The sequence below is a fragment of the Streptomyces sp. NPDC008137 genome (genome assembly GCF_042957035.1).
Lineage (GTDB): Bacteria > Actinomycetota > Actinomycetes > Streptomycetales > Streptomycetaceae > Streptomyces.
In genome coordinates, this window is record NZ_JBIBHN010000031.1 from 1 (window position 1) to 24,704 (window position 24,704).

Here is a 24,704-nt window from a genome sequence, read left to right on the forward strand (position 1 = left end):
CCGATCGGCGAAGCCGACGCGCAGCGCCCTTGAGGCAGGCCGTGGAAGCACGACACTGCCAAGAAGCGGGCGGCCCCGACAGTCAGTCGGTGACGTAGGTGAGAAACGACGCCCACGTCGTGGAAGCGACAGTTACGTAGGGAGTGTCCGGGGTCTTGGAGTCTCGGATGTGGATCGTGGCGGGGGTGTTGGCGACCTCGACGCAGTTGTTGTCTCCACCGTCGCTGTAGGACGACTTGCGCCACACGGCGGTGGTGAGGTCGCGGGTGCTCGTCATGATCTGTGCTCCTCCAGTACGGCCCTGATGAACGCGAGCGAGTCCGAGGGGGACAGCGCCAGGTCGCGAAGCCGATCGTAGGACGATCGCTCCCGAAGAACCTCGTCCAGATCTTCGATCAGCCGACCACCGCTGTTGCCTTCCGTGTAGGCAACGGCGCTTCCATTCCTCTGCCAGAGCAGCGTCAGCGATCCGTTCATATGGTGATGCGCACCTGCCGAGAACGGCAGTACCTGGAGCGCCAAGTTGGGCCACAGCGCGGCGGCTTCAAGGTGCAGTAACTGGTCGTGCCATGTCTTGCCCAGGGCGGCGGGACGTCGGAGCGCGAACTCGTCCATGATGATCCGGACCTCGGGTTCCGGCTTCTGCCTCAGCACAGACTGCCGTCCGAGCCGAGCGGCTACTTGCTCCTCGACAGCCTCGTCTCCGTCAGCCGTTGTCCGAGCGCCGGACAACACCCCGCGAGCGAAGTCCTCGGTCTGCAGCAGCCCGGGAATCCCCGGCGAGAACTTCCACATGATCCGCGCTGTCGCCTCCAGCGCCATGAACTTCTTGTACTGATCCTTGAACGCATCCAGCCGAGCCGCCTTCCAGTGGCTCAAGAGCAGGTCACCCGTGCCGTAGTACCCGTCCAGATCCTCCATGACCGTGACCTTGGACAGCCGCTCACCCGACTCCAGCCGGCTCAGATAACTCTTCTCGTAGCCGGTCTCGTCAGCCAACTGCCCCAGTGACTTCCCGGCCTTCTCCCGCAGGACCCTCAGCGTCTGCCCGAGCATCGCCCGCCCGGATACCGGCTCCGCGTCAACCTTCTCGCCCACGCCACCCCTCCCCGTTGCCTGCGCGCCAGGCAACACCGGACCTCTTCCGCAGCGTACGCGCGATCAGTGACGAGTCAGGCGCGAAAAGTAATCACCGCTCGTCACCGGGCTGTCAGGTCTCCGTCCGGTACATCAGATCCACCTCGTGCGTCTCGAACCCCAGCCGTTCGTACACCGTCACCGCCGCCTTGTTGTCGGCGTCGACGTAGAGCATCGCCGTCGGCAGGCCCTGCCGCGCCAGGTGCCGCAGGCCGATCGTGGTGAGGGACTTGCCGAGGCCGCCGCCCTGGGCGCCGGGGCCGACGCCGAGTACGTAGACCTCGCCGAGGCCCTCCTCGGCGTGGACCTTGGTCCAGTGGAAGCCGACGAGTTCGTCGCCGCGGAAGGCGAGGAAGAAACCGGCGGGGTCGAACCACGGCTCGGACTTGCGGTCGTCGAGGTCCCGCTGGGTGAGGGAGCCCTGCTCGGGGTGGTGGGCGAAGGCGGCGGCGTTCACGGCGAGCCAGGCCGCGTCGTCCCGGCCGGGGACGAAGGGGCGGACGCTGACGCCCGGGGGGAGCTTCGGGTAGGGCGCGTCGAAGCCGGTCAACGGGCGGCGCATCTGGCGCAGTTCGCGAAACAGCGTCAGGCCCAGGACCTGCGCGAGATGCCGGGCGGCGGAGTGGCCGCCGTGCGCCCACACCCGCAGCCGCTTGCCGGAGGCGGCCAGCAGGGCGGAGCCGAGTGCCCGACCGTGTCCGTGCCCGCGATGCCCGGGGTGGACGACCAACTCGGCGGCCGGCGGCTCGACCGGGTCGGTGTCCTCCAGCTGGGCGTAGCCGACGAGTTCGCCGTCGACGGTGAGCAGCAGATGGGCCACGCCCTCCCGCTCGCCGCCGCGCAACTGCAACCGGCCCTGTTCGGACACCGCCTGCTGCCCGTCGGTCCGGGCCGCCTCGGCGAGCAGTCCGAGCACGGCCTCGGTCTGCTCGGGGGAGAGCGCGGCAAGGGTCTCGATCGAGCGGGGGCGTCCGGGCCGTACGGTGTCGTCGCTGGTCATGCGTACGAGGGTACGGGGACCCACCGGGAAAACGGCGGCAAAGAAGCAACCAGGTCGTAACCACGAAAGCCCTGTCGCGCTACGCGCGTTGACTCTAGGCTGCGCCGGACGACATCACCGTCCGAGCAGACACAAAAGCAGACCAGCAGCAGACCAGCAGCAGACACAACTGCAGACCCGACAGGGGGGCGTATGCCAGCCACTTCACCGGCACCGGTGCACCAGGAGCGCCGTAGACGTCGTACGAACCGTTTCGCCGCTCTCGCCGCCGGTGTCGTCACCGTCGGCGCGCTGGCCGCCGCCGGGCTGCCGGGGTCGGCGACCGCCGGCGAGGACCAGCGCAAGGGCGGTCACTGGCCCGGCCGCTACCAGGATGTGCAGCTGCTGTCGTTCAACGACCTGCACGGCAACCTGGAGCCGCCGGCCGGTTCGTCCGGCCGGGTCACCGAGCAGCAGGCGGACGGTACGACGAAGACCATCGACGCCGGTGGTGTCGAGTACCTGGCCACGCACCTGCGTGAGGCCCGCAAGGGCGAGAAGTACTCCGTCACCGCCGCCGGTGGCGACATGGTCGGTGCCTCCCCGCTGATCTCCGGGCTCTTCCACGACGAGCCGACCATCGAGGCGCTGAACAAGCTCGACCTCGACGTCACGTCCGTCGGCAACCACGAGTTCGACGAGGGCGCCAAGGAGCTGGGCCGCCTGCAGAAGGGCGGCTGCCACCCGAAGGACGGCTGCTACACGGACAAGAAGTTCAAGGGCGCCGACTTCCCCTACCTGGCCGCCAACGTCCTCGACGAGAAGACGAAGAAGCCGATCCTCAAGCCCTACTGGGTGTGGAAGAAGAAGGACGTCAAGGTCGGCTTCATCGGCGTGACCCTGGAGGGCACCCCGGACATCGTCTCCGCCGAGGGCGTCAAGGGCCTGACCTTCAAGGACGAGGTCGAGACGATCAACAAGTACGCCAAGGAGCTGCGGAAGAAGGGCGTGAAGTCGATTGTCGCCCTCATCCACGAGGGCGGCTTCCCGGCGTCGACGTCGTACAACTACGACTGTGACTCCCCGGGCGCGGGCGACGGTGTCTCCGGGCCGATCGTCGACATCGCCAAGAACGTCACGCCGCAGGTGGACGCGCTGGTCACCGGCCACACCCACAACGCGTACGTGTGCTCGATCGACGACCCGTCGGGCAAGCCCCGCATGGTCACCTCGGCCGCGTCCTTCGGCCGCCTCTACACCGACACGACGCTGACGTACGACCGCAAGACCGGCGACATCGCCCGTACGGCCGTGAAGTCGGCGAACCGCGTGGTCACCCGGGACGTCCCCAAGGCGCCCGACATGACCGAGCTGATCAGCAAGTGGAACACCCTGGCCGCGCCCATCGGCAACAAGCCGATCGGCTACATCTCCGGCGACATCGGCAACACCGGCAGCGAGTCCCCGCTCGGCGACCTGATCGCCGACGCCCAGCTCGCGTACGGCAAGAAGCTCGACCCGGAGACCGACCTGGCCCTGATGAACCCCGGTGGTATCCGCGCGCCGCTGACGTACGCGGCGAAGGCCGGTGAGGGCGACGGTGTCGTGACGTACGCCGAGGGCTTCACGGTCCAGCCGTTCGCGAACACCGTGAACCTGCAGAACTTCACGGGCGCGCAGCTGATCCAGGTCCTCAAGGAGCAGGTGACCGGCGCGAACGCGGCGGCGCCGAAGGTGCTCCAGGTGTCGTCGGGCCTGACCTACACGCTGGACCTCACCAAGTCCGGCGCCGACCGAGTGGTCACGGACAGCATCAAGCTGAACGGTGCGGCCATCGACCCGGCGGCCACCTACCGCGTCGCGACGAACAGCTTCCTCGCGGGCGGCGGCGACGGATTCCCGACGCTGGGCCAGGGCACGAACGACGTCGTCGGCCTCGACGACCTGGCCGCTCTGGAGCAGTACCTGACGGCCAACTCGTCGGCCGGTAACCCGATCGCGCCGCCCAATGCGGACCGCATCACGATCGTGAAGTAAATCGCATAGGCGGGGTTCAGGTTGCGGGGAGGGGCGGTGCGCATGGTCGGATGAGACGATGCGCACCCCCCACCGCATAGACACGCATCATCCCGACGACCGCTCCGAGCAGCCCCTCAACCCCTACGACGAACTCGGCACCCTCGACGACGGGCCTCTGGAGGCGACCCCTCTGCAGGACTTCCTCGGCGAGGACGCGGAGCAGCGGGACGAGCCGGAGCCGGAGTGGTCGCCGCCCGACCACCGCCGTGGCGGCCGACGTCGAAAGAATCGTTTCGCCGGGCTGCCGCTCGCGGTGAAGGCGGTGGTGGGCCTGGTCGTTCTCGCATCGTTCGCCGCCCTCGGTGACCGCTGGGCGGTGCTGTACGCCGAGCACAAGGCCGCGGGCACCCTCAAGGACCGCCTGGACCTGGCCGCCGCGCCCGAGGTGGAGATCGGCGGCTTCCCCTTCCTCACCCAGCTCGCCGACAAGCGGCTGGAGTCGGTGAAGGTGACCGTCCCGGACGTCGCCGCCGACCGGGTCTCGCTGGCGAAGGTGTCGGCCACGGCCCATGACGTGCGGCTGAACGCCGACGGTCTGACCTCCGTGCGCGGCGCGGATGTTCCCCGCTTCGACGGGGACGTCATGCTGTCCTTCGAGGACCTCAACCGCGAACTCGGCGCCTCCCAGGTGACGTTCACCGGCGAGGGCCGGGACCGGGTGCGGGCGCGCGGCACCCTGCCGGTCGCCGGGCACAACCTGAAGCTGCGGGCCGAGGCCCGGATCCAGCGGCAGGGGGAGCGGGGCATCGCCACGGAGATCGGCGGCATGCGCCTGGACATCGGGGACCTGGCCACCTACCGCCCCGGCAAGCGGGCCTCGGAGGGACTGCATCTGACGCCCAAGGCCTCCGCCGACCTGGCCCGGGAGACCCAGAAGGCCAAGGCGCTGCTGTCGGTGCCGGCCATCGTGCAGCGCATGGGCGTGCCCGAGGCGACCGTGGACGAGGCCCTGGCCGACGACGGCAAGCTCGCCGAGCTGACCGGCTCCCCGCGCTTCGCCCGCCAGGCCGAACGCCTCAACCTCATCGACCTCGCCCTGAACAACCCCGAGGTGCTCAAGCGCCTGGGCCTCGACCCCGACCTCCTCGGCGAGCTGTCGAGCCTGACCCGCCCGGTCCTGGCCGACCGTCTGGCGCTGGCGTTCGAGCTGCCCAAGCCGGAGCAGGGGGATGTGAAGCTGGAGGACGTACGGGTCGAGGAGGACGGCATCAAGGTGCGGCTGTCGGGGTCGGGGCTGTCGGTGGGCGGCTGATCCGCCCCGCCTCCCAGGCCCCGGGCCCCTCCCTGGGTGAAACTTTGTGTGCAGAAGTGTTGACCTATGTTCGAGTCCCCTTCTAGTTTCGTGCTCCACTGAGCGGTCCACTGCGGGCTGCTCACCTTCGCACCTGCTCAGAAGGGGATGTCGTGTCTCAAAGGAACCATCGCGGGACAGCTTGCGTGGGGGCGCTGCTGGCCTGTGTCACGGCATTCGGCGGAGCGCTCGCCTCCCCCGCCGCCGCCTCACCCGCCCACCGCCCCGCCACGCCGCCGCCCGTCAGCGACTTCAAGGGCGTCAACTGGGCCGACCCGCGCGACAACTACGCCGATGACGCGGTCGTGCCCTCGGGCCTGTCCACCACCGACGGCTACGCCACCACGTACGCCAAGTCGAAGGCGATCATCACCGGCTTCTCCAAGCTCGGCGCCAACACCGTCCGTCTCCCGGTCAACCCGACCTCGGTGAACGGCCCGTTCTGGAAGTCGTACCGGGCCGCGATCGACGCCGCCACCGCCAAGGGCTTCAAGGTCATCCTGGGCTACTGGGAGGCCGACAACGCCAAGGACGGCAAGATCGACGACCAGGCCTCCTGGGACCGCATGTGGGCGCGGATCACCACCTCCTACGCCCACAACTCCAAGGTGTACTTCGAGCCGATGAACGAGCCGTTCGGCTACACCGCCCAGGAGTGGACCGACATCGCCGCGCAGTGGGTGAGCAGCCACCGCTTCATACCCCGCGACCGGATCCTGATCGGCGGCTACAAGTACAGCGAGGACGTCAAGCCGGTCTGCGCCGACCCGCGCCTCAAGGGCACCCGCCTCGCCCTGCACAACTACGGCTTCTGGCACACCGACTGGACGAGCGTCGACCAGTGGAAGGCGGACTTCAAGTCGCGCATCGGCGACTGCGCCTCCCGCACGATCCTCGACGAGTTCGGCGCCTCCATGACCACCGGCCTGGACTACAACGGCCCGGTGGGCACCTCCAACGAGATCGCCTACATCCAGGCCGCGACCGACACCATCCGGGAGCTGGGCCTCGGCTCGGTCTACTGGCCCGGCCTGCGCAACGGCGACACCTACTCCCTCACCACCCTCCAGGGCACGGGCACGAAGCTCAGCCTGAAGGTGAACAACCAGAGCGGCCTGGACCGGCTGCACTACGCCTGGAAGCAGTAAGCCTCTCCCGAGGCATGGTGACCCTTCCGGGTTCGGCGCCGCTCGTCAGCCGAACCCGGAAGGGAGTTCTCAGGACGCCGAGGGCGTCCAGCCCGCGAGCCAGTCCGCGACCTCCTGGCCGGCGGCCTGCGCGTCGGTGAGGTGCGGCCGGTTGCCGCTCGCGCCGCCCGCCCCCGCCCCGCTGTTCTTGTACTCGGCGAACCGGTCGTCCTTCCACGAGAAGCCGCTCATGTCGGTCCACGGTGTGGACTTGACCGCGGCGCTGAGGCTCGTGTTCCGGACGGTGGTCTGCGGATCGAGGGACGCGTCCCCACCCGCGTGCCAGGGCCGCCCGAGATAGAAGCTGCCGTTCGACACATCGCCGTTCACCGTGGAGTTGGCGATCAGGATGCCCTTGCGGTTGGCGGCCGTACTGGGAGCCGTGACGTATCCGGCCGAGGTCCCGTCCCAGCGCTTCTTCAGCGTGATGACGGACTTGTCGACGACGGCCGTGGCCCGCCCGAAGATGAAGTCGACGTTGCCGGTGACGTAGGAATTGCTGACGTAGACCCGCCCGAGCTTGTCCTTGGCGGCGGTGTCGAGCAGCAGCGTGTCCTGGTCGCCGTTGACGATGATCCCGTCCAGGAACACCTTGTCGGCGGCGGTCCGCAGGGCGACGGCCTGATGCCCGCTGAGGCTCTGGTTGGCCTTCTCGTCGAAGTCGTTGGAGATGGTCAAATTCCGCGCCTGGAAGTCGTCGGCCTCGACGGCGACGGTGGCGCTCCCACCGGTGCCGTACGTACCGCCGCCGGGCTTGGGCGTACCGGCCGCGTTGTTGTAGACGATCGTCGTGTCCTTGCGGCTGCCGCCGGTGCCCTGGATGGTGACGTGCGGCTTGTTGGACGGCACCTTCACGAGTTCCCGGTACGTCCCCGGCTTCACGGCGATGACCACGCGGGCGGGATTGTTCGCCGGTACGGCGTTCACGGCGGCCTGCACGGTCCGGTACTGGCCGCTGCCGTCGGCGGCGACGGTGAGGGTGGTCGCGGCGGCGGCCTTGGTGGAGGCGGCGGCCGTCGTACCGATACCGGTACGGGGCCCGGCCCCGGACCGGAGGATGCCGGGGATGTCGGCGGCCTGGTCGAGGGTGTACGGGTAGTAGGCCTTCGGATCGAAGGCGCTCCCGCCGCTCTCGTTCCGTCCACTGGTCCCGGAGAAGACGCTCCCGCGCTGCACGATCGCGGCGCCGCTGTCCTTGATGACGGGGTTCTTGACACCCTGGAAGTAGGAGTTCTCCAGGACCATCTTCGTCGCGCCGCGCGAGTAGTTGCCGTACGACGACTTGATGGCGGTACCGGCGGCGTCCTCGAGGAAGTTGTTGTAGAGGTGCGCGTGAGCGGCGTTGTCGGTCGAGGGGTTGCGCTGCTCGGTCTCGCGGATCCAGTTGTGGTGGATCGTGATGTCGGTCTTGACGTTCTCGGTCCAGCCGATGCCGAAGGTCTTGTTGTTGTCGCTCAGCTTGTTCCAGGAGACGGTGACGTTCGTCGAGTCCTTGCGGACGTCGATGAGCCCGTCGGCCATGTGCCGCAGATCGTTGTGATCGATCCAGACGTGATGGGCGCCGTCCATCTGGACGGCGTCGAAGTCATGGTCCTTGTCGTTCCAGATGCCCTGGTAGGCATCCCGGATGGTCAAGTTCCGGATGATCACATTGTGCACACCGGACCCGAGGAAGAAGCCCCCGCCGACGATGTGCCCGGAAGTCCCCTGACCCACGATGGTCTTGTCGGACTGGACCTTGATCTCTTTGCCGACCGGGTTCATGTTGATGGCCCCGGCGACGACGATGACGTACGGCTCGGCGGCGGTGGCGTACTTCTCCAACTCGGCCTGTGTCTTCACCGTGACGGTCTTGCCGTCCCGCCCGCCGTACGTCCCGTTCTGCCCGAGGGAGTTGACGGAGGCGAACCCGTCGGCGGTGGCTGTCGCCCAGGCCGGGGCGGCTGCGGAGGCCTCCCGGCCGCTGCCGCCGAGCACGCCGAGGTCGCTGCCGTAGGCGAGGGTGCCGGCGGCCGTCAGGGCCAGGGGGACCGTGACGGCCAGGGCGGTGCGGCTTCTGCGGTGACGATGACGGGCCTTGCTGCGCGGCTCACTCATACGGCGATCCGATCCGTGTGGGGGAATGACCGCTGATCAGTCGCCGCCCCACACGGAAAGGTTGCCGCCTCGTGCTGTCTGCCTTACTTCGTGCAGGACGCGGGGTCGAGCTTCTCCTCGATCTTGTCCTCACGGCCGTCGGGCTGGCCGCTGGGGAGGAGCTTGTCGGAGATGCCGTCGATGTAGTACCCGTGCGAGTAGATCGTCTGGTACCCCCGGTCACGCCAGCTGTGCACGGTCCGGTCGCCGTCGCCCTTGTTCCACTGGTAGTCCTCGACGTGGAAGACAGGGTTCACGCGCACCACGCGCTGATACGGCGTCCAGGTCACGGCGACCTGCCGGCAGGGCGGAATGGTCTTCTCGCTGCGGGTCTCGAACTTGGACTCCTTCTCCCAGCCCCACTCGTACCCGGCGCTGCCGCCCACGGTTCCGCTGAAGATGCTCTTGGCGAGGGAGAGGCTGATGGTGCCGCCGACGCTCTTCTTCGCGAACGTCTTGGTGCTGTAGCTGCTGACGAAGGTCTCCTTGTCGTCGGCGGAGCCCTTGTTGCCGATCCACCGGGACGTGCGGACGGTGTCGCCCTTGATGGACCAGGTCGAGGCCTCGGCGTACCCGCACCAGCCGCGGAAGAGCTCCCACGGCCCGGCGGGCTTCCACAGCCCGAAGACGTCCCGCAGGTACTCGTCCTGGGTCTTGAACTCACCGGTCTCGACGTTGAGGGCACCGTAGACGCCCGTCAGGCTCGTCTCCTGACCGCACAGCCGCTCGATCATCCGGTCGGTGTCACCGGGGTCGACGCCCCGGATGTTGGTCGCCCCGGCGGGTCCGGCGGAGGCGGTCCCCGCGCCGGCCAGCAGACCGGTCATGGCGAGGGCGGTGGAAGCGGCAACAAGGCCGGATTTCCTGAGAGTTGACTTACGAATGAGACGCATGGGGGTCGCTCACTCCTGCTTGTCGTTCTGTGACGGCAGTGAAGATGCCAGAACGGGTGCGAGTGTTTGCGGTACTGGTGGGTACGACAGGACATCGACAGCTAGGGGGCGGGCTTGTCCTGCTTTATCGGGTGCCGCTGTCTCGGCTGACCGCGACGCGCAGCACGTCTCCCAGGGACTCCACGGCCCTCGTCAGCGCGAAACGCACGGCGCGTTCACCGGCCTTGGCGTCTGCGAGTACGGCCCTGGCGCCCGCGAGCACCTGCTCGGCGGAGGCGAGTTGAGCGGCCTCGACGTCGTCGGCGAGCTGTGAGAGACGGCTGTGGGGGGCGTCGGTGGACAGGTAACAGGCCTTGCCGTCGTCGCCGGCCCAGGGGAGCAGCCTCATGCGTAGATCTCCAGGTCACGGAGGTAGGGCCGCACCAATGGGGTGTCCATGACGAGGGGCTCTACGTGGAGGGGCCGGGGGATGCGCGGGGCGGGGGCGCCGTGGCGGCTCGATGACGCCCTCGGGCGGGCAGCAGGAGTCGTACGAGGGCGAGGAGCAGGGACTCGCAGAGTTCGGCGGCGCGGAGGCGTAGGCGCATGGGGTGTCCCCTTCGGGGAGGCAGGCAGGGGTTGACGAGCGGTGATTACCGTTCGTGCCCTGATGGTTACGGCTCGCGCGTACGCTCTGGAAGAGGGCTGGCGTTGTCTGGGCGCCAGGCAACGGGGAGGGGTGACATGGGCGAATTCGTTGACGAAGAACGGGAGTCGAGGCGAGCTGAGCTCGGACGGACTCTGCGGTTCCTGCGGGAGAAGGCAGGCAAGACGCTTGCGCAGCTGTCGGCGGAGACGGCGTACGACAAGAGCTATCTCTTCCGCCTGGAGAAGGGGGAGCGGCTTTCCAAACGGTCGGTCATGGAGGACCTTGACAGCTACTACGAGTCCGGTGACCTGCTTCTTCGCCTGTGGCGGGACGCGCGCAAGGAGGTCATCAAGGACAAGTACAAGGCGTTCATGGAGCTGGAGGCGACGGCTCGGGTCATGTGGATGTTCCAGCTGGCGGTGCCTGGGCTGTTGCAGACCGAAGAGTATGCCCGCACGGTGTTGTCAGGGTTGTCCAGAGCCCAGACAACGGCTGGCAACAGCGAGGAGATCGAGGAACAGGTGGCCTTGCGCATGGGGCGACAGGAGTTGCTCTACCGCGACCCGGCGCCCAGCATCCGCGTGATCCTGGACGAGGGGGCGCTTCGACGCCCCGTGCCCGATGCGAAGGTGTGGGCCGACCAGTTGTCGCGCTTGCTGGATGCGGCCGAGTTGCCATCGGTCGCCCTTCAGGTGCTGCCTCACGCGGCAGGCGTTCACGACCTCATGAACAGCCACCTCACGCTGTTGTGGCAACGAGTCGGAGACCCCGTTGCCTACGTGGAAGGCAACAGCTTCGGCGAGTTGATCGACGACCCGGACAAGGTCTTGTCCTTCCGCTGGTCCTACGATCTCGTCAGGGACGCGGCGCTGACTCCGGAGGAGTCGACAGTGTTCATCAAGCGTCTCTTGGAGGAGTGCAAATCATGAACCGAACCCTCGACCTCAGTACCGCCGTGTGGCGAAAGTCGTCCTACAGCGATGGAGGGCAGACCAACTGCCTGGAGGTCGCCGACGGCCACCCCGGCATACTCCCGGTCCGCGACAGCAAGCTCCCCCACAGCCCGATACTCGTGTTCGGCGCGAGCCCCTGGATGTCGTTCCTGGTCGGCGTCAAGGCCGGGAGGTCTGTCCACACCGACCGGTGAAAGCTCGTCGAGCAATCAGGCAGCGGCGGCAACGGTCGGCACCGGACGAGAGGGCGACTGGCCTACCACGTGATCTTCCACTACACGTTCCGCGGTGTGAATTGAGCCGAACAGGCTGCTTCACCGAACATACGCTAGCGACCAAAGATCATCGTCCATGCGACCGCTGCCACCAGAATTGCGAACCCCATCACACATCCGATGGCCGATGCCCGTTCGGACCTCTGTCGACGCTCTGGGTCTTCAGCCACATCTCCCGCCAGATGGTGTACCAGAAATGCTCTGGGGCACGCTGGTTGGTCTGCTTGGTTGCTTGTTACTCGCCGAACCACTCTGATTTTACGGAGGGTACACCGGCAGCATGGCTGTCAAGGAGCATGTAAATCTGCCATCTGCCGACGTCGTAGTCGCTGATCTTGCCGCAGCCGGCGTCTCCACCGTCACTGACGGACCGGACCTTCTTGACATTCAGCGTCACGGGGTCCCTCTCGTACACAGAGCCAGTGACACCCGCGCCATCCGCTTTGGTGTCACAGACCTCGAAGACGTCACCATCGTCGTGGAAGGCCATGTCGCCTCGCCCAGCAGAAAGGGATATCACCTTGTTTTCCCACTGAACTCCCACATCCGCAGCCCAGGCCGGCGTAGATCCAGCGTAGACCACGGCGAGGGATGCGCCGACAACTGCAATCCGGGTGAACGGTTTAGCCATAGCCGTTCCTTTCTTGTTTCAGTGGTGAGTACGCGCTTTAGCTGAGCGCGTCTGAGTTGACACCCGTGGAGAGGCTTTTGATCACGCCGCGCCGGACTTGGAGTCGCAGGCCCACTTCTTCTTGGATCCCGACTCGTAAAGGCACGCCGTAACCATGTACCCGGCTCCCTCCGGTATCTGCACTATCTTTATGTTCCCGGGCTTGTTGTCGCAGAAATCGGACGATCCATCAGAGTCCACGATTTCCGCACCGCGAGGGCCGTGATCGTTCCACGTCACCAGGGCGATGACGCTGTGGCCATCCGTCTCTGTATCGCAGGCCTGAAGTCTTTCCGGGCTCGAGTTGCCAAACAGGATCGCCTTTCCGCCCATGATGCTGCCCCCATCGGCTGTGTAGACGAGGGTCGTGTTTCCGGCGGCTTGCGCACTACCGGAGGCGAGGATCATGGCGGTGGGCATGGCAACTGCCACAGTTACAAGATGGCGCATGCGCAGCTTGCGAAGCATTTTTCTCCCCCATTGGGTCATTGAGTCGTTGGGTCTCGCGGAACACCGAACCGTAGGATCTCGCTATGCGCAGGAACCCCCGTTCATGGCGCGCGAATCCTGTCGTCGCACAGATATGCAATGCGATCGACAATTACCGGCGGTGATCAGGACTGTATACCGGGAGTCCATTCTCGACCAGTGTTTATGGCCCTTCGCCGGTCAAGCCTCGCTTGCCGCCGGCGACTCTCTGATGCATTCGCGGTTGTCCAAGAATGGGATCAAGGGGGCAAGACGGGTGACGGAGTGATCAATTCCGCTCACGCTCCGTATGGAGTGTGAAGCGCGTCACGATCTTTCAGTCGCAGTATCTTGGTTGCATTCGCCAGGCCCGTTTGCGGTCTTCGGCCCCTTGCTCAGCTGATCGCCCCTACCTCAGGACGAGGGCAGATCCTCCGGTGGAGGTACCGCCGCCCCCGGCAGTCGTACCGTCGCCACCGTGCCGCCCCCGTCCGCGTGGGACAGGGACACCTCGCCGCCCGCCTGCTGCACGGTGCGGGCCACGATCGACAGGCCCAGGCCCGAGCCCGGCAGGGCCCGCGCGCTCGGGGACCGCCAGAAGCGGTCGAAGACGTGGGGGAGTTCGTCGGCGGGGATGCCCGGGCCGTGGTCGCGGACCGTGAGGGTGCCTGCGGTGAGGCGGACCTCGATCGTGCCGGACTCGGGGCTGAACTTCACCGCGTTGTCGAGGATGTTGACCACCGCCCGTTCCAGGGCGGAGGGTTCCGCTCGGACGAACCAAGGCTGTACGTCCGCCGTGATCTGCAGCTCCGGGCCCCGCAGTCGCGCACGTCGTAGCGCCGACTCGACCGTGTCGTGCCAGGCGACGATCTGAGTACGGCCCGAGTGCTGGCCCGTGTCCGGGCGGGAGAGTTCCTGGAGGTCGCCGATGAGTGCGGCCAGTTCCGTCATCTGGGCCTTCACCGAGGCGAGCAGGGCCTTGCGGTCGGCCTCGGGGATGGGGCGGCCTGTCTCCTCGCTGCGGGTGAGGAGTTCGATGTTGGTGCGCAACGAGGTCAGTGGCGTGCGCAGTTCGTGGCCCGCGTCCGCGATGAGCTGTTGCTGGAGTTCTCGGGAGCTGGCCAGGGCCGAGGTCATCGAGTTGAACGAGCGGGAGAGGCGGGCCACTTCGTCGTCGCTGTCGTCGTCCACCGGGATACGGACGTCCAGGTCCTCCGTGCGGGCCACATGCTCGACCGCCTCGGTGAGTTTGTCGACCGGGCGCAGGCCCGCCCTGGCGACCGTGAGACCGGCCGCTCCCGCGCCGAACACCCCTACGCCCGAGACCAGCAGCAGGATCAGCGCCAGTTCGTTGAGCGTGGACTCGGTCCCCTTGAGAGGGACCGCGATGACCAGCGCGTAGTCGGCGGCCACGCCCTGCTCGAACGGGCCGTCCTGCACGGTGACCGCCGTGGTCAGCACGCGTACCGAATTGCCTTCGCTGTCCGTGCCGTTGCGCAGCTGGAACGTTCTGGGGTCGGGATTCCGCGCGATGTCCTTGTCGCCGCTCGACACCTTCACCTGTGGCATGAGACTGCTGAAGCGGCATACCTTGCCGTCGGACCTGACGACTTGTGCGTAGGTCTGCGGCCGCGGCGCCCCGCCGAGCGTGTTCGACGGGTTCTGGGGACACGTCTTCGTCAGCGCGTCGAACTCGTCCGCCTGCATGGTCCGGAAGGACGACTTCAGGTCCCCGTCCACCTGGTCGTACAACTTCCCCTGCACGATGAACCAGCACGTCACCGACACCGCCGCCACCGCGAACGCCACCGCCGCCGCCACCAGCAGCGCCAGTCGGGACCGGATCGGCAGGGAGCGGAACCGGCGTGCGACCTTGTTCACTCCGCGCCGCCCGCCCGGAGTACGTATCCGACACCGCGCACCGTGTGGACGAGGCGGGGTTCGCCGCCCGCCTCGGTCTTGCGGCGCAGGTACATGACGTAGACGTCGAGGGAGTTCGACGACGGCTCGAAGTCGAAGCCCCAGACCGCCTTGAGGATCTGCTCCCGCGTGAGGACCTGGCGCGGGTGGGCCATGAACATCTCCAGGAGCGTGAACTCCGTACGGGTCAGCTCCACCTGGCGGCCGGCCCTGGTCACCTCGCGCGTCGCGAGGTCCATGCGCAGGTCGGCGAAGGTGAGCGCGTCCTCGTCGGCCGGGTCGCCCGCGCCCACGGCCGCCGCGTAGGAGCTGCGGCGCAGCAGGGCGCGGATGCGGGCGAAGAGCTCGTCCAGCTCGAAGGGCTTGACCAGGTAGTCGTCGGCGCCCGCGTCCAGGCCCGTGACCCGGTCGCCGACGGTGTCGCGGGCCGTGAGCATCAGGATGGGCGTCGTGTCGCCGGTGGCGCGGATGCGGCGGGCGGCGGTCAGGCCGTCCATGCGGGGCATCTGGATGTCGAGGACGACCAGGTCGGGCCGGTACGCCGCGTGCTTCACCAGCGCGTCCGCGCCGTCGACGGCGACCTCGGTCCCGTACCCCTCGAAGGCGAGACTGCGCTGAAGTGCTTCGCGTACCGCCGGCTCGTCGTCGACGATCAGGATGCGCTGGGGGTCACGGTCGCCGTCTGCGGGGCTCATGGGCTCGGGGTCCTCGGGTGTGAAGGGGGGGCGGGGCTGGGCTGGGCCGGGCTGTCTGACGGTCTCAGCCTCGCATGACCGCGTGCGGTGCCGGGAGGAAGGAACGTCAGGCCCGTGCGGTGCGGCGTCGGGCGGCGGCCCGGCCCGCCCGCCGGGCCGCCTTGGCCGCCGCCGACGCCACTTCCGGTGCCCGGCCCGTCGGCGCGTGCAGCTCGTACGCCACCGCCAGGGCCAGCCCGACCCCGGCCGGATCGCCGCCGGACTCCGTGTGTTCGACCTGCTGGATCATCGCCCTGCTCCTCACTCCGTGCACAAGCTCATTCCGGACGAGCTCATTGCGAGCCAGCTCATTCCGTGGAACCGGCCCGCAGCTTCGCGAGGTCGGCCTTGACGGTGTTGATCGGGATCGCGAAGCCCAGGCCCACGCTGCCCGCCGCGGCGGACGAGGACGCGCCCGCCGCCGAGTACATCGCGGAGTTGATCCCGATGATGTTGCCGTTCATGTCGATCAGCGCGCCGCCGGAGTTGCCCGGGTTGAGGGACGCGTCGGTCTGGAGCGCCTTGTACGTCGTCGTGTCCGAGCCGGTGTCGCCGTTGAACTCCCGGCCGCCGAACTCGAACGGCCACTCGCCGCCCTGCTGACCCTGACCCTGCCCCTGTTCCTGGCCCTGGCTCTCGTCCGTGGAGACCGTGACGTCCCGGTCGAGGGCGGAGATGATGCCGCTGGTGACGGTGCCGGTCAGGCCCTCGGGGGAGCCGATCGCCACGACCTGGTCGCCGACGCCCACCCCGGCCGAGTCGCCGAGCGTCGCGGCCTTCAGGCCGGAGGCGTTCTCCAGCTTGATCAGCGCCAGGTCCTTCTTGCTGTCGGTGCCGACGACCTCGGCGGTGTAGGACTTGCCGTCGTTGGTCGTCACCTTGATCTGCGAGGCACCGGCGACGACGTGGTTGTTGGTGATGATCTCGCCGTCGCTCGTGATGATCACACCGGAGCCGGTGGAGGACCCGGCGTTGGAGTCGGCGCTGATCTCGACGATGCTGGGGCTGACCGCCTTGGCGACCCCGGAGACCGTGCCCTTCTGGCTGGACGGCACGACGTTGGTGCTGGTGGAGCTGGAGGTGACGGTGTCGTTGCCGGTCAGCTCCTGGATGCCGTAGGCGGTGCCGCCGCCTATCGCCGCGGCGACGATCGCCACGGCGGCGAGCAGGGCCACCGGCCCGCGGCGCTTCTTGCGCGGGGCCGGCTCCACCGGGGGGTGGGGCGGCGGAGGCGGCCACTCGGGGTTCACGGGAGAGGATCCATGCTGGGAGTACATGCTCTCGGTCATGTCTCAGAGCTTGTCGCCCGACCATGAGAGCTTCCTGAGTGCTCCCTGAGAAGCCCGACAGAACCTCGTATGCCCGATATAAAGGCGCCCTGCCCCGCTCAACCGCCGGAGGCTACGGGCAGCCGCAGGACCGCCGTGTCACCAGCCGCGAGGGAAACACCTTCAGCCGCTCCCGCCGCGCTCCCGCGACCCGCAGGCCGTCGTCGAGGACGAGGTCCACCGCCGCGCGGGCCATCGCCGGACGGTCGGAGGCGACCGTCGTCAGGGGCGGGTCGGCGAGCGCCGCCTCCTTGATGTCGTCGAACCCGGCCACCGCCAGCTCACCGGGGACGTCGATGCGCAGCTCGCGCGCCGCCCGCAGCAGGCCGATCGCCTGGTCGTCGGTGGAGCAGAAGATCGCGGGCGGCCGCTCGGGGCCGGAGAGGATCTTCAGGGCGGCCTGGTAGGCGTCGTAGCGGTTGTAGAGGGCCTCGAAGAGGCGGCCCTCCGTGGAGATGCCGGCCTCGTCCATCGCGCGCCGCCAGCCCTCGACGTGGTCGGAGACCGGGTCGCCGACCACGGGGGTCTCCGCGATGCCGCCCATACAGGCGACGTACTCGTAGCCGTGCTCCAGCAGGTGCCGTACGGCGAGTTCGGCGCCGTCGAGGTCGTCGGTGACGACGGCGACGTCGTCGATGGACTCGGGCCGCTCGTGCAGCAGCACGACCCGGGCGTCCCAGGCCTCGATCTCGGCGGCCGCCAGGTCGTTGAGTGCGTGGCTGACGAGGATCAGCCCCGAGACGCGCATGCCGAGGAAGGCGCGCAGATAGTGGACCTCGCGCTCGCCGATGTAGTCGGAGTTCCCGACGAGCACCATCTTTCCGCGCTCGGACGCCGCCTGTTCGACCGCGTGCGCCATCTCCCCGAAGAAGGGCTGGCGCGCGTCCGGCACGATCAGGCCTATGAGATCCGTACGCCGGGACGCCATGGCCTGGGCCACGCGGTCGGGCCGGTACCCCAGTTCCTTGATCGCGGCGAGTACACGCTCGCGCGTGGCCGGGGCGACCGGCCGGGGTCCGTTGTTGATGACATAGCTGACCACGGCAGTGGAAGTCCCTGCCAGCCGCGCCACATCATCCCGAGTCACCTTGGCCACGCGCGGAGTCTACGCGGATATACCCGCTCTGGGCAGGGCGTAAAGGAGGTTCCGTACGATATCCCGACCGCTGTCCTGGCGCCCCGCTCGACTCCGTGCGGAAAGCGATGCCCAGGCGGGCACCGCGATACGCCTCTTTACGCCTCTTTACGCCTTGGCGCGGGCTTCAGCCGCGTCCAGGGCGGGTGAATTGTCCGTACTGTCCTGCTTTGCCTTGGCCGCCTTCGCCTTCGCTTCCTCGGTGGCGCGCTCCATCTTCTCCGGCTTCTCCGGCGTAACGAATCGATAACCGACGTTCCGGACGGTGCCGATCAGCGACTCGTGCTCGGGTCCGAGCTTGGCGCGCAGGCGTCGTACGTGCACGTCGACCGTGCGCGTGCCGCCGAAGTAGTCGTAGCCCCACACCTCCTGCAGCAGCTGGGCGCGCGTGAAGACGCGGCCGGGGTGCTGGGCGAGGTACTTCAGGAGCTCGAACTCCTTGAAGGTGAGGTCGAGGACCCGGCCCTTGAGCTTGGCGGAGTAGGTCGCCTCGTCGACCGACAGGTCGCCGTTGCGGATCTCCATCGGGGAGTCGTCGCTGACGATCTGCTGCCGTCCCATGGACAGCCGCAGCCGGGCCTCGACCTCCGCCGGGCCGGCGGTGTCGAGCAGTACGTCGTCGATGCCCCAGTCCGCGGTGACGGCGGCGAGGCCGCCCTCCGTGACGACGAGGATCAGCGGGCAGCCCGGTCCGGTCGAGCGCAGCAGCTGGCACAGGCTGCGGACCTGCGGCAGGTCGCGCCTGCCGTCGACGAGGATGACATCGGCACCCGGGGTGTCGACGAGGGCGGGGCCCTCCGCGGGGGCCACTCGCACGTTGTGCAGGAGCAGGCCGAGGGCGGGGAGCACCTCCGTCGACGGCTGGAGGGCGTTGGTCAGGAGCAGCAGAGAACTCATACGTCTGGTTCCTCCTCGGTCCCTGCGAGGACGTTTGTTGGTACAGCACAGCTCTGCGATCCCGAAGGCCCGTACACCTGCGGTTTCCCGCTTCGTATACAACGCTTCCGAAAGCACAAAAGGACCCGGGGGCAACGCTGCCCGAGTCCTCTGCCCAGCAGAATAGCCCACATGAGCTCTGGTCCGGCAGGTCATGTGGCACGTTCCACCGTTCGTCCGCACTCCGAGACGGACGCCAGAACGCCTGTGCGGACTGCTGTGCGGGCCTTTTTGCGCACCGCCGACGGTGTGACGATCGATGCCGTATACGACCCGGGTACCGCTGTATACGACGCCTCCGGGACGCCTTCCGCTCATCCCGTGTTCGTCGTCGCCCACGGCTTCACCGGTGCCGTGGACCGGCCGCACGTGCGGCGGGTGGCCGGGGCGTTCGCCCGGCACGGGGCCGTCGTCACCTTCTCCTTCCGGGGCCACGGCGCGTCCGGCGGGCGGTCCACGGTCGGGGACCGGGAGGTGCTCGACCTGGCGGTGGCCGTGGAGTGGGCCCGGGAACTCGGGCACGCGCGCGTGGTGACGGTGGGATTCTCGATGGGCGGGTCGGTGGTGCTGCGGCATGCGGCCCTGTACGAGGCCGGCACGGACGCGGTGGTGTCCGTCAGCGCGCCCGCACGCTGGTACTACCGGGGGACGGCTCCCATGCGCCGGCTGCACTGGCTGGTCACGCGGCCCGAGGGGCGTGCGGTGAGCCGGTACGGCTTCGGTACGCGCATCCACCACCGGGACTGGGACCCGGTCCCCCTCTCCCCGGTCGAGGCGGCGGCGAGGATCGCCCCCACGCCCCTGCTGATCGTGCACGGCGACGCCGACGGCTACTTCCCGCTCGACCACCCCCGCATGCTGGCCGCGGCCGCCGGTGACCAGGGCGAACTGTGGGTCGAGTCGGGCATGGGGCATGCCGAGCACGCGGCGAGCGACGAGCTGCTGGCCCGGATCGGGGCGTGGGGCGCCGGCCGGGCGGGCTAGCCTGACAAAGTTCACCGTCGAGTTTCATTGAGGAAGCAGATGCCAAAGGTCACGGTGCGCTACTGGGCCGCTGCCAAGGCCGCGGCCGGGGTGGCCGAGGAGCCGTACGAGGCGGTCACGCTCGCCGAGGCGCTCGACGGGGTGCGCGCGCGACACCCCGGCGAACTCGAGCGTGTCCTGCGGCGATGCTCGTTCCTCGTCGACGGTGACCCCGTGGGCACCCGCGGGCATGAGACGGTACGGCTGGCCGACGGCGGCACGGTCGAGGTGCTCCCGCCGTTCGCAGGAGGATGACGATGAGCAACCAGCCGCATGGGGGCTACGACCCTTACGGGCAGCAGCACCAGCAGCAACAACAGCAACAACAGCCGCAGCCGCAGGCGTGGCCCGGGCAGCAGCCGTACGACGATCCGTACGCCGCTCAGCAGCACCCGCAGCACCCGCAGTACACGCAGCAGTGGCAGGGGCAGACCTGGGAGACGCAGACACACCAGCCGGTGACGGCGGCGGCTGAGGAGACGGCGTATCTGCCGCCGCAGGCGTACGCGGCTCCGGCTCCCGAGGCGGCCCCCGGCACTCCCGCTCCCGATTCCGTGTACGGCCCCGCCACCGTCGGCGGGAACGCGCGCGTCACCGACGCGCAGCGGGCACGGGCGGAGGGGCGGTCGCCGATCATCGAGCCGGGGATGCAGCCGGCCGCGCTGACCGCGCTGCTCGGGCTGCTGCTGGCGGGTGCCGCGGCCGTCGGCACGTACGCGCTGTTGGTTCCCCTCGTCGTCCTCCAGGCCGTCACCGCGGCGGGCTGGTTCCGGCTGAACGGGATGTGGCCGGCGCGGCAGGGCATCGCGCTGGGCTTCGCGGGGGCGCTGGCCGCGGACGCGGCGCTGCTGGTGTCGGACCGCTCGCCGTCGGCGATCCTGGGCACGCTCGGGGTGTGGGTGCTGCTCGCGCTGGTCCTCCAGCTGCGGTCGCACGCCGACCCGGACGAGCGGATGTACGGCCTGATGGCGACGGTCGCGGCCTCGGCGCTGGCGATCGTGGCCGGGGGCTATCTCGCGGCCGACGCGGAGGCGGTGACGGTGGGAGCGGTCGCGGTGGCCGTCGCGGTCCTGGCGCGCGCCCTGCCGTTGCCGACCCCGGCTTCTGTGGTGGTGGCGCTGCTCGCGGCGGCGGGCGCGGGCGTCGCGGCCGGTGCGATGACGGGCCTCGGCACACCTGGTGCCCTGCTGGGAGCGGGCGCGGGCGCCTGCGCGCTGATCGGCCACCGGGTCGCCAGTTACGACTACCCGTCCCGCTTCGTCCACTTCACGGCGGGCGTGGCGCTGCCTCTGGCCGCTGCGGCACCGGCGGTGTACCTGTTGGGGCGGGCCCTGGCCTAGCGCCTGCGGGGCCATGGTGGGTCGGGGCCGCGCCGGGGGGTGTCCGTCCTCGGATTGGCGCGATGGGGTTGCGTACCGACTCACTGGCGTTGACGCGCCAACCACTGCGGGCGGACACCCCCCGACACGGCCCCTTCTCGCCGTACACGGGTGCGGGGCCGGCGCCCCAGCTGCGGGCATGCGTGCTGCTCGGGGCGGCACGGGTGGGCGCAGCGGCACCTCGTCGCGCCGAGCTGCGCGACGCCCCGCCCCAGCACCGACGTAGAACTTCTGCCTGTCACAGATGATCGACAAATCCCGGGCGCTCACATCCCACGGAGTTACCCTCACGCTTGGGCGGCCACCCGGTCGTCAGGGAACGGACCGCCGTCCAACCGCCGAGGTGGGGGAAACACCGTATGCGCGCACTGCGAATACTGCTGATCGTCGTCGTGATCCTGGGCGGGCTCTTCGTGATCGCCGACCGCGTCGCGGTGAACTTCGCCGAGGACGAGGCCGCCGACCGTCTGAAGACGACGGAGAACCTCTCGGCGACCCCCGATGTCTCCATCAAGGGCTTCCCGTTCCTCACCCAGGTCGCCGGCGGTTCCCTGGACGACATCGAGGTCGGCATCCAGGACTACGAGGCCGCCGCGGGCAACGGCGCCCAGAAGATCCGGATCGACGACCTCAAGGCCGACATGCAGGGCGTCGAGTTCTCCGGCGACTACAGCTCCGCCACGGCCACCAGCGCCACCGGCACCGCGACCATCGCCTACGACGAGCTGCTGAAGACTGCGAAGTCCGAGCCGACCCAGGTCGCCCCGGGCGTCACCGCCAACGTCGTGGGCCTCTCCGACGGCGGCAACGGCAAGATCAAGGTCACCGTCGAGGCGACCGTCCTCGGCACCAAGCTGCCCGAGCCGGTCTCCGTGCTCAGCTCGGTGACGGTGGTCGACGGCGAGGTGCGGGTGAAGGCCGACGGCCTGCCCAAGTTCGGCGGCGTCGACATCGCCGAGAACCGGGTCCGGGCGATCACCGACTTCCAGCAGAAGATCGACGGCCTGCCCGGTGGCATCAAGCTGGACTCGGTCCAGGCGGCGCCGAACGGCGTGGAGATCACGGTGAAGGGTTCCAACGTCCGACTCGCCGGGTAGGCAAGGCGCGAGGCGGCACCGACCAGGGCTGTCCGGTGGGCGAGACGGCGGAGTCCGTAGCGTAGATGTGAGGGTGGACGCAGGCGGCCGGATGCCGTGCGGGAGGCGCGCGGGCCGGTCGTTGATCCCAAATGGCGGATCTTTGCGTCTCAATATGCGACACACCGGTGACACGCGCGCCCGACCGTCCCTACGATCGAGGGCATGAAGCGACAGGCGGATCTCACGAAGCGGCGGGCAGTAGACCTGTGCCGCGTCGCCGCCATGCTCTGTCGCACCTTCTGAGCGACCGAGTCGGCCTGCTCCGACGCGCGCATCCCCGCCGCCCTGGATCAAGGGCACCCGTGCGCCGCCCCCGTCAGGGGCGCGTGCCCGCATACCTCGCACGCCCCGCCGTAACTGCCCCGGAGGAGAAAGAGCATGAGCCGCAGCGACGTCCTGGTAGACGCCGACTGGCTTCAGGAGCACCTGGACGACCCGACCATCGCGATCGTCGAGGTGGACGAGGACACGTCCGCGTACGACAAGAACCACATCAGGAACGCGATCCGCATCGACTGGACCGACGACCTCCAGGACCCGGTCCGCCGTGACTTCGTCGACCAGGAGGGCTTCGAGAAGCTCCTGTCGGACAAGGGCATCGGCAACGACCACACGGTGGTCCTGTACGGCGGCAACAACAACTGGTTCGCCTCGTACGCGTACTGGTACTTCAAGCTGTACGGCCACGACAACGTCAAGCTCCTCGACGGCGGCCGCAAGAAGTGGGAGCTCGACGCCCGCGAGCTGGTCGCCGGTGACGAGGTTCCGGAGCGTCCGAAGACGGACTACAAGGCCAAGGCCCAGGACACGTCCATCCGCGCCTTCCGTGACGACGTGGTGGCGGCCATCGGTTCGCAGAACCTGGTCGACGTCCGGTCTCCCGACGAGTTCAGCGGCAAGCTGCTCGCGCCCGCCCACCTGCCGCAGGAGCAGTCCCAGCGCCCCGGCCACGTGCCGAGCGCCCGGAACATCCCGTGGTCCAAGAACGCCAACGACGACGGCACCTTCAAGTCGGACGACGAGCTCAAGGAGCTCTACGCCGAGGAGCAGGTCGACCTGGCCAAGGACACCATCGCCTACTGCCGCATCGGTGAGCGCTCCGCGCTGACCTGGTTCGTGCTGCACGAGCTGCTCGGTGTGGAGAACGTCAAGAACTACGACGGCTCCTGGACCGAGTACGGCTCCCTGGTGGGCGTGCCGATCGAACTCGGCGCCAACAAGTAAGACCTCCGACCGACCTTTCATCACCCCCTTCAGGAGAACGACATGTGTGGAGCGAAGGCCGGCGGCCCCGACGCCTCGACGATCAAGCCCGGTGAGACCACGATCCAGGGTCAGGTGACCAAGGACGGCGAGCCCGTGGTGGGCTACGTCCGTCTGCTGGACTCGACCGGCGAGTTCACGGCCGAGGTGCCGACCTCGGCGACCGGACAGTTCCGCTTCTACGCGGCCGAGGGCACCTGGACCGTCCGTGCCCTCGTGCCCGGCGCCACCGCCGACCGCACGGTCGTCGCCCAGCAGGGCGGACTGGCGGAGGTCGCGATCGCCGTCTGACGGCGACAGGTTCTCAAGGGCCGCACCCCCCGGGTTGGACGCCTGGGGTGCGGCCCTTCGGGCTGCCCGGATCTACGCTGGACGTATGTACGCACGACGGCGGCGGACGTACTTCGCGATGATGGGCCTCTGCATCGGCCTCTTTGTTCTGGCCTGGGGTGTCGTGCGGCTGTGGTCGATCCCCGTGGCCGTCGGGATGTGTGTGGTCGCCATGGTCATTCCGCCGGTGGCGGCCATGGTCGCGAACCGGCGGGGGCCGGAGGACCGGTGGTGGGACGACCCGTCCGGCGACCCTCAGTCCGACGAGTGGTGGGACGAGCTGGACGGCAAGAAGCGGCCGCGGTGACCGGCCTCTTCTCGCGTGCGGCGGGCGACTCGCGGCAGCCCAGCCGCAGGCCGAGGTCCGGGTGCTGCTCGATCCGGCTCGGCACCCCTTCTGCCTCCACACGGACACAAGCCCGCAGGCTCAGTAGACGAGCGCCTGGGTGTCGTCCGCCAGGGACTCCTGGACGAAGACCTGCGCGCCCGCGATGCGGACGCCGTCGATGACGTCCTTCTCCGTGATCTCGCGGCGGGCCGCGCACTGCGTGCACAGCGTGACGCGGCCGGCCGCCAGGACCGAGTCGAGCAGGTCGGGCAGGGGTGCAGCGTGCGGGAGGTCGAAGTCGGCGGCCCTGCCGGGCAGGGCGAACCAGGCGGACTCGCCGGTCAGCCACAGGGAGACCTCGACGCCGCTGGCGACGGCGACCGCCGCCACCGTGAACGCCTGAGAGCACCGTTCGGGGGCGTCGGCCCCCGCCGTCACCTTGATCACCAGCTTCTTCGCCATAGCCGGAAGCCTAGTCCGGACCGGAAGCCCA

29 protein-coding genes are annotated in these 24,704 nt (G+C 68.6%); 13 read left to right on the plus strand and 16 right to left on the minus strand.

Annotation, left to right across the window (positions count from 1 at the left end; genetic code table 11):
• Positions 1-82 precede the first annotated feature (82 nt).
• The 3 genes from ACFZBT_RS33480 to mshD form a co-directional block, all read right to left on the minus strand.
• The gene (locus tag ACFZBT_RS33480; protein ID WP_391111738.1) at positions 83-277 is read right to left on the minus strand and encodes a DUF397 domain-containing protein; all 195 of its coding nucleotides are present in this window, start codon (positions 275-277) and stop codon (positions 83-85) included.
• Complete coding sequence (locus tag ACFZBT_RS33485) at positions 274-1,098, minus strand: Scr1 family TA system antitoxin-like transcriptional regulator (protein WP_391111741.1); 825 nt, start codon at positions 1,096-1,098, stop codon at positions 274-276. The genes ACFZBT_RS33480 and ACFZBT_RS33485 overlap by 4 nt, the downstream gene beginning before the upstream one ends.
• 112 nt (positions 1,099-1,210) lie before the next feature.
• Entirely contained in the window at positions 1,211-2,137 is a 927-nt protein-coding gene (gene mshD, locus ACFZBT_RS33490; RefSeq protein ID WP_391111745.1) for a mycothiol synthase, read from the minus strand.
• A gap of 192 nt (positions 2,138-2,329) precedes the next feature.
• On the opposite strand from mshD, the gene ACFZBT_RS33495 reads away from it, so the two are divergent.
• From ACFZBT_RS33495 to ACFZBT_RS33505, 3 genes are all read left to right on the plus strand, one after another.
• Positions 2,330-4,153 (plus strand): 5'-nucleotidase C-terminal domain-containing protein, encoded by a 1,824-nt coding sequence (locus ACFZBT_RS33495; protein WP_391111748.1) that lies wholly within the window; start codon positions 2,330-2,332, stop codon positions 4,151-4,153.
• A 58-nt stretch (positions 4,154-4,211) separates the two neighbouring features.
• The gene (locus tag ACFZBT_RS33500) at positions 4,212-5,447 is read left to right on the plus strand and encodes an LmeA family phospholipid-binding protein (RefSeq protein ID WP_391111750.1); all 1,236 of its coding nucleotides are present in this window, start codon (positions 4,212-4,214) and stop codon (positions 5,445-5,447) included.
• 152 nt (positions 5,448-5,599) lie between these two features.
• On the plus strand, positions 5,600-6,634 hold the full coding sequence (locus ACFZBT_RS33505; RefSeq protein ID WP_391111753.1) for a cellulase family glycosylhydrolase: 1,035 nt from the start codon (positions 5,600-5,602) through the stop codon (positions 6,632-6,634).
• 69 nt (positions 6,635-6,703) lie between these two features.
• On the opposite strand, the gene ACFZBT_RS33510 is transcribed toward ACFZBT_RS33505, so the two are convergent.
• From ACFZBT_RS33510 to ACFZBT_RS33525, 4 genes are all read right to left on the minus strand, one after another.
• Entirely contained in the window at positions 6,704-8,770 is a 2,067-nt protein-coding gene (locus ACFZBT_RS33510) for a pectinesterase family protein (protein WP_391111755.1), read from the minus strand.
• Between the two features lie 83 nt (positions 8,771-8,853).
• A complete protein-coding gene (locus ACFZBT_RS33515; protein ID WP_391111758.1) occupies positions 8,854-9,636 on the minus strand; it encodes a hypothetical protein in 783 nt (260 codons plus the stop codon).
• 190 nt (positions 9,637-9,826) lie between these two features.
• Positions 9,827-10,090, minus strand: a complete 264-nt coding sequence (locus tag ACFZBT_RS33520) for a hypothetical protein (protein ID WP_391111761.1) — start codon at positions 10,088-10,090, stop codon at positions 9,827-9,829.
• Between the two features lie 61 nt (positions 10,091-10,151).
• Positions 10,152-10,289 carry a hypothetical protein gene (locus ACFZBT_RS33525; protein ID WP_391111764.1) on the minus strand — a complete coding sequence of 46 codons (138 nt, stop codon included), beginning with the start codon at positions 10,287-10,289 and terminating at the stop codon, positions 10,152-10,154.
• A 136-nt stretch (positions 10,290-10,425) separates the two neighbouring features.
• Between ACFZBT_RS33525 and ACFZBT_RS33530 the strand changes: the two genes are divergently transcribed.
• Both ACFZBT_RS33530 and ACFZBT_RS33535 read left to right on the plus strand, forming a co-directional pair.
• Positions 10,426-11,259, plus strand: coding sequence for a Scr1 family TA system antitoxin-like transcriptional regulator (locus ACFZBT_RS33530; protein ID WP_391111767.1), 834 nt, complete (start codon positions 10,426-10,428; stop codon positions 11,257-11,259).
• Positions 11,256-11,477, plus strand: coding sequence for a DUF397 domain-containing protein (locus ACFZBT_RS33535; RefSeq protein ID WP_391111770.1), 222 nt, complete (start codon positions 11,256-11,258; stop codon positions 11,475-11,477). The genes ACFZBT_RS33530 and ACFZBT_RS33535 overlap by 4 nt, the downstream gene beginning before the upstream one ends.
• A 316-nt stretch (positions 11,478-11,793) precedes the next feature.
• On the opposite strand, the gene ACFZBT_RS33540 is transcribed toward ACFZBT_RS33535, so the two are convergent.
• From ACFZBT_RS33540 to ACFZBT_RS33575, 8 genes are all read right to left on the minus strand, one after another.
• Positions 11,794-12,189 carry a hypothetical protein gene (locus tag ACFZBT_RS33540; protein ID WP_391111773.1) on the minus strand — a complete coding sequence of 132 codons (396 nt, stop codon included), beginning with the start codon at positions 12,187-12,189 and terminating at the stop codon, positions 11,794-11,796.
• 81 nt (positions 12,190-12,270) lie between these two features.
• On the minus strand, positions 12,271-12,696 hold the full coding sequence (locus ACFZBT_RS33545) for a hypothetical protein (protein ID WP_391111776.1): 426 nt from the start codon (positions 12,694-12,696) through the stop codon (positions 12,271-12,273).
• Positions 12,697-13,110: 414 nt separating this feature from the next.
• Positions 13,111-14,577 (minus strand): ATP-binding protein, encoded by a 1,467-nt coding sequence (locus ACFZBT_RS33550; RefSeq protein WP_391111778.1) that lies wholly within the window; start codon positions 14,575-14,577, stop codon positions 13,111-13,113.
• Positions 14,574-15,311, minus strand: coding sequence for a response regulator (locus ACFZBT_RS33555; protein ID WP_391111781.1), 738 nt, complete (start codon positions 15,309-15,311; stop codon positions 14,574-14,576). Before ACFZBT_RS33555 ends, ACFZBT_RS33550 begins: the two co-directional genes overlap by 4 nt.
• Before the next feature lie 106 nt (positions 15,312-15,417).
• Positions 15,418-15,600 (minus strand): hypothetical protein, encoded by a 183-nt coding sequence (locus ACFZBT_RS33560; RefSeq protein ID WP_391111784.1) that lies wholly within the window; start codon positions 15,598-15,600, stop codon positions 15,418-15,420.
• Positions 15,601-15,658: 58 nt separating this feature from the next.
• Complete coding sequence (locus ACFZBT_RS33565) at positions 15,659-16,639, minus strand: trypsin-like peptidase domain-containing protein (RefSeq protein ID WP_391111786.1); 981 nt, start codon at positions 16,637-16,639, stop codon at positions 15,659-15,661.
• Positions 16,640-16,751: 112 nt separating this feature from the next.
• Positions 16,752-17,774, minus strand: a complete 1,023-nt coding sequence (locus ACFZBT_RS33570) for a substrate-binding domain-containing protein (RefSeq protein ID WP_391111789.1) — start codon at positions 17,772-17,774, stop codon at positions 16,752-16,754.
• Between the two features lie 147 nt (positions 17,775-17,921).
• Positions 17,922-18,710, minus strand: a complete 789-nt coding sequence (locus tag ACFZBT_RS33575) for a winged helix-turn-helix domain-containing protein (RefSeq protein WP_391111792.1) — start codon at positions 18,708-18,710, stop codon at positions 17,922-17,924.
• Between the two features lie 171 nt (positions 18,711-18,881).
• On the opposite strand from ACFZBT_RS33575, the gene ACFZBT_RS33580 reads away from it, so the two are divergent.
• The 8 genes from ACFZBT_RS33580 to ACFZBT_RS33615 all read left to right on the plus strand — a co-directional run bounded on the left by ACFZBT_RS33580 (position 18,882) and on the right by ACFZBT_RS33615 (position 24,190).
• The gene (locus tag ACFZBT_RS33580) at positions 18,882-19,733 is read left to right on the plus strand and encodes an alpha/beta fold hydrolase (protein WP_391111794.1); all 852 of its coding nucleotides are present in this window, start codon (positions 18,882-18,884) and stop codon (positions 19,731-19,733) included.
• A 39-nt stretch (positions 19,734-19,772) separates the two neighbouring features.
• Complete coding sequence (locus ACFZBT_RS33585) at positions 19,773-20,027, plus strand: MoaD/ThiS family protein (protein ID WP_391111796.1); 255 nt, start codon at positions 19,773-19,775, stop codon at positions 20,025-20,027.
• Between the two features lie 2 nt (positions 20,028-20,029).
• Positions 20,030-21,112: a hypothetical protein gene (locus tag ACFZBT_RS33590; protein ID WP_391111799.1), complete on the plus strand. Its 1,083-nt coding sequence runs from the start codon at positions 20,030-20,032 to the stop codon at positions 21,110-21,112.
• Positions 21,113-21,510: 398 nt separating this feature from the next.
• Positions 21,511-22,248 (plus strand): LmeA family phospholipid-binding protein, encoded by a 738-nt coding sequence (locus tag ACFZBT_RS33595; protein ID WP_391111801.1) that lies wholly within the window; start codon positions 21,511-21,513, stop codon positions 22,246-22,248.
• Between the two features lie 204 nt (positions 22,249-22,452).
• Positions 22,453-22,533 carry a putative leader peptide gene (locus ACFZBT_RS33600; RefSeq protein WP_350310325.1) on the plus strand — a complete coding sequence of 27 codons (81 nt, stop codon included), beginning with the start codon at positions 22,453-22,455 and terminating at the stop codon, positions 22,531-22,533.
• Between the two features lie 135 nt (positions 22,534-22,668).
• Positions 22,669-23,514, plus strand: a complete 846-nt coding sequence (locus ACFZBT_RS33605; protein ID WP_391111803.1) for a rhodanese-like domain-containing protein — start codon at positions 22,669-22,671, stop codon at positions 23,512-23,514.
• Positions 23,515-23,556: 42 nt separating this feature from the next.
• A complete protein-coding gene (locus tag ACFZBT_RS33610; protein ID WP_003991226.1) occupies positions 23,557-23,844 on the plus strand; it encodes a DUF1416 domain-containing protein in 288 nt (95 codons plus the stop codon).
• 85 nt (positions 23,845-23,929) lie between these two features.
• Positions 23,930-24,190 carry a DUF3099 domain-containing protein gene (locus ACFZBT_RS33615; RefSeq protein ID WP_391111806.1) on the plus strand — a complete coding sequence of 87 codons (261 nt, stop codon included), beginning with the start codon at positions 23,930-23,932 and terminating at the stop codon, positions 24,188-24,190.
• 120 nt (positions 24,191-24,310) lie between these two features.
• Here ACFZBT_RS33615 and ACFZBT_RS33620 read toward each other — a convergent pair whose 3' ends face one another.
• On the minus strand, positions 24,311-24,673 hold the full coding sequence (locus ACFZBT_RS33620; RefSeq protein WP_391111809.1) for a DsrE family protein: 363 nt from the start codon (positions 24,671-24,673) through the stop codon (positions 24,311-24,313).
• Positions 24,674-24,704 lie beyond the last annotated feature (31 nt).

Bases quoted from the DNA above. Each gene is read 5' to 3' on its own strand.
- ACFZBT_RS33480 (WP_391111738.1), bottom strand. From the start codon at position 277: ATGACGAGCACCCGCGACCTCACCACCGCCGTGTGGCGCAAGTCGTCC.
- mshD (WP_391111745.1), bottom strand. From the start codon at position 2,137: ATGACCAGCGACGACACCGTACGGCCCGGACGCCCCCGCTCGATCGAG.
- ACFZBT_RS33495 (WP_391111748.1), top strand. From the start codon at position 2,330: ATGCCAGCCACTTCACCGGCACCGGTGCACCAGGAGCGCCGTAGACGT.
- ACFZBT_RS33500 (WP_391111750.1), top strand. From the start codon at position 4,212: ATGCGCACCCCCCACCGCATAGACACGCATCATCCCGACGACCGCTCC.
- ACFZBT_RS33510 (WP_391111755.1), bottom strand. From the start codon at position 8,770: ATGAGTGAGCCGCGCAGCAAGGCCCGTCATCGTCACCGCAGAAGCCGC.
- ACFZBT_RS33515 (WP_391111758.1), bottom strand. From the start codon at position 9,636: ATGACCGGTCTGCTGGCCGGCGCGGGGACCGCCTCCGCCGGACCCGCC.
- ACFZBT_RS33520 (WP_391111761.1), bottom strand. From the start codon at position 10,090: ATGAGGCTGCTCCCCTGGGCCGGCGACGACGGCAAGGCCTGTTACCTG.
- ACFZBT_RS33525 (WP_391111764.1), bottom strand. From the start codon at position 10,289: ATGCGCCTACGCCTCCGCGCCGCCGAACTCTGCGAGTCCCTGCTCCTC.
- ACFZBT_RS33530 (WP_391111767.1), top strand. From the start codon at position 10,426: ATGGGCGAATTCGTTGACGAAGAACGGGAGTCGAGGCGAGCTGAGCTC.
- ACFZBT_RS33535 (WP_391111770.1), top strand. From the start codon at position 11,256: ATGAACCGAACCCTCGACCTCAGTACCGCCGTGTGGCGAAAGTCGTCC.
- ACFZBT_RS33540 (WP_391111773.1), bottom strand. From the start codon at position 12,189: ATGGCTAAACCGTTCACCCGGATTGCAGTTGTCGGCGCATCCCTCGCC.
- ACFZBT_RS33545 (WP_391111776.1), bottom strand. From the start codon at position 12,696: ATGCTTCGCAAGCTGCGCATGCGCCATCTTGTAACTGTGGCAGTTGCC.
- ACFZBT_RS33555 (WP_391111781.1), bottom strand. From the start codon at position 15,311: ATGAGCCCCGCAGACGGCGACCGTGACCCCCAGCGCATCCTGATCGTC.
- ACFZBT_RS33560 (WP_391111784.1), bottom strand. From the start codon at position 15,600: ATGATCCAGCAGGTCGAACACACGGAGTCCGGCGGCGATCCGGCCGGG.
- ACFZBT_RS33565 (WP_391111786.1), bottom strand. From the start codon at position 16,639: ATGACCGAGAGCATGTACTCCCAGCATGGATCCTCTCCCGTGAACCCC.
- ACFZBT_RS33575 (WP_391111792.1), bottom strand. From the start codon at position 18,710: ATGAGTTCTCTGCTGCTCCTGACCAACGCCCTCCAGCCGTCGACGGAG.
- ACFZBT_RS33580 (WP_391111794.1), top strand. From the start codon at position 18,882: ATGAGCTCTGGTCCGGCAGGTCATGTGGCACGTTCCACCGTTCGTCCG.
- ACFZBT_RS33585 (WP_391111796.1), top strand. From the start codon at position 19,773: ATGCCAAAGGTCACGGTGCGCTACTGGGCCGCTGCCAAGGCCGCGGCC.
- ACFZBT_RS33590 (WP_391111799.1), top strand. From the start codon at position 20,030: ATGAGCAACCAGCCGCATGGGGGCTACGACCCTTACGGGCAGCAGCAC.
- ACFZBT_RS33595 (WP_391111801.1), top strand. From the start codon at position 21,511: ATGCGCGCACTGCGAATACTGCTGATCGTCGTCGTGATCCTGGGCGGG.
- ACFZBT_RS33600 (WP_350310325.1), top strand. From the start codon at position 22,453: ATGAAGCGACAGGCGGATCTCACGAAGCGGCGGGCAGTAGACCTGTGC.
- ACFZBT_RS33605 (WP_391111803.1), top strand. From the start codon at position 22,669: ATGAGCCGCAGCGACGTCCTGGTAGACGCCGACTGGCTTCAGGAGCAC.
- ACFZBT_RS33610 (WP_003991226.1), top strand. From the start codon at position 23,557: ATGTGTGGAGCGAAGGCCGGCGGCCCCGACGCCTCGACGATCAAGCCC.
- ACFZBT_RS33615 (WP_391111806.1), top strand. From the start codon at position 23,930: ATGTACGCACGACGGCGGCGGACGTACTTCGCGATGATGGGCCTCTGC.
- ACFZBT_RS33620 (WP_391111809.1), bottom strand. From the start codon at position 24,673: ATGGCGAAGAAGCTGGTGATCAAGGTGACGGCGGGGGCCGACGCCCCC.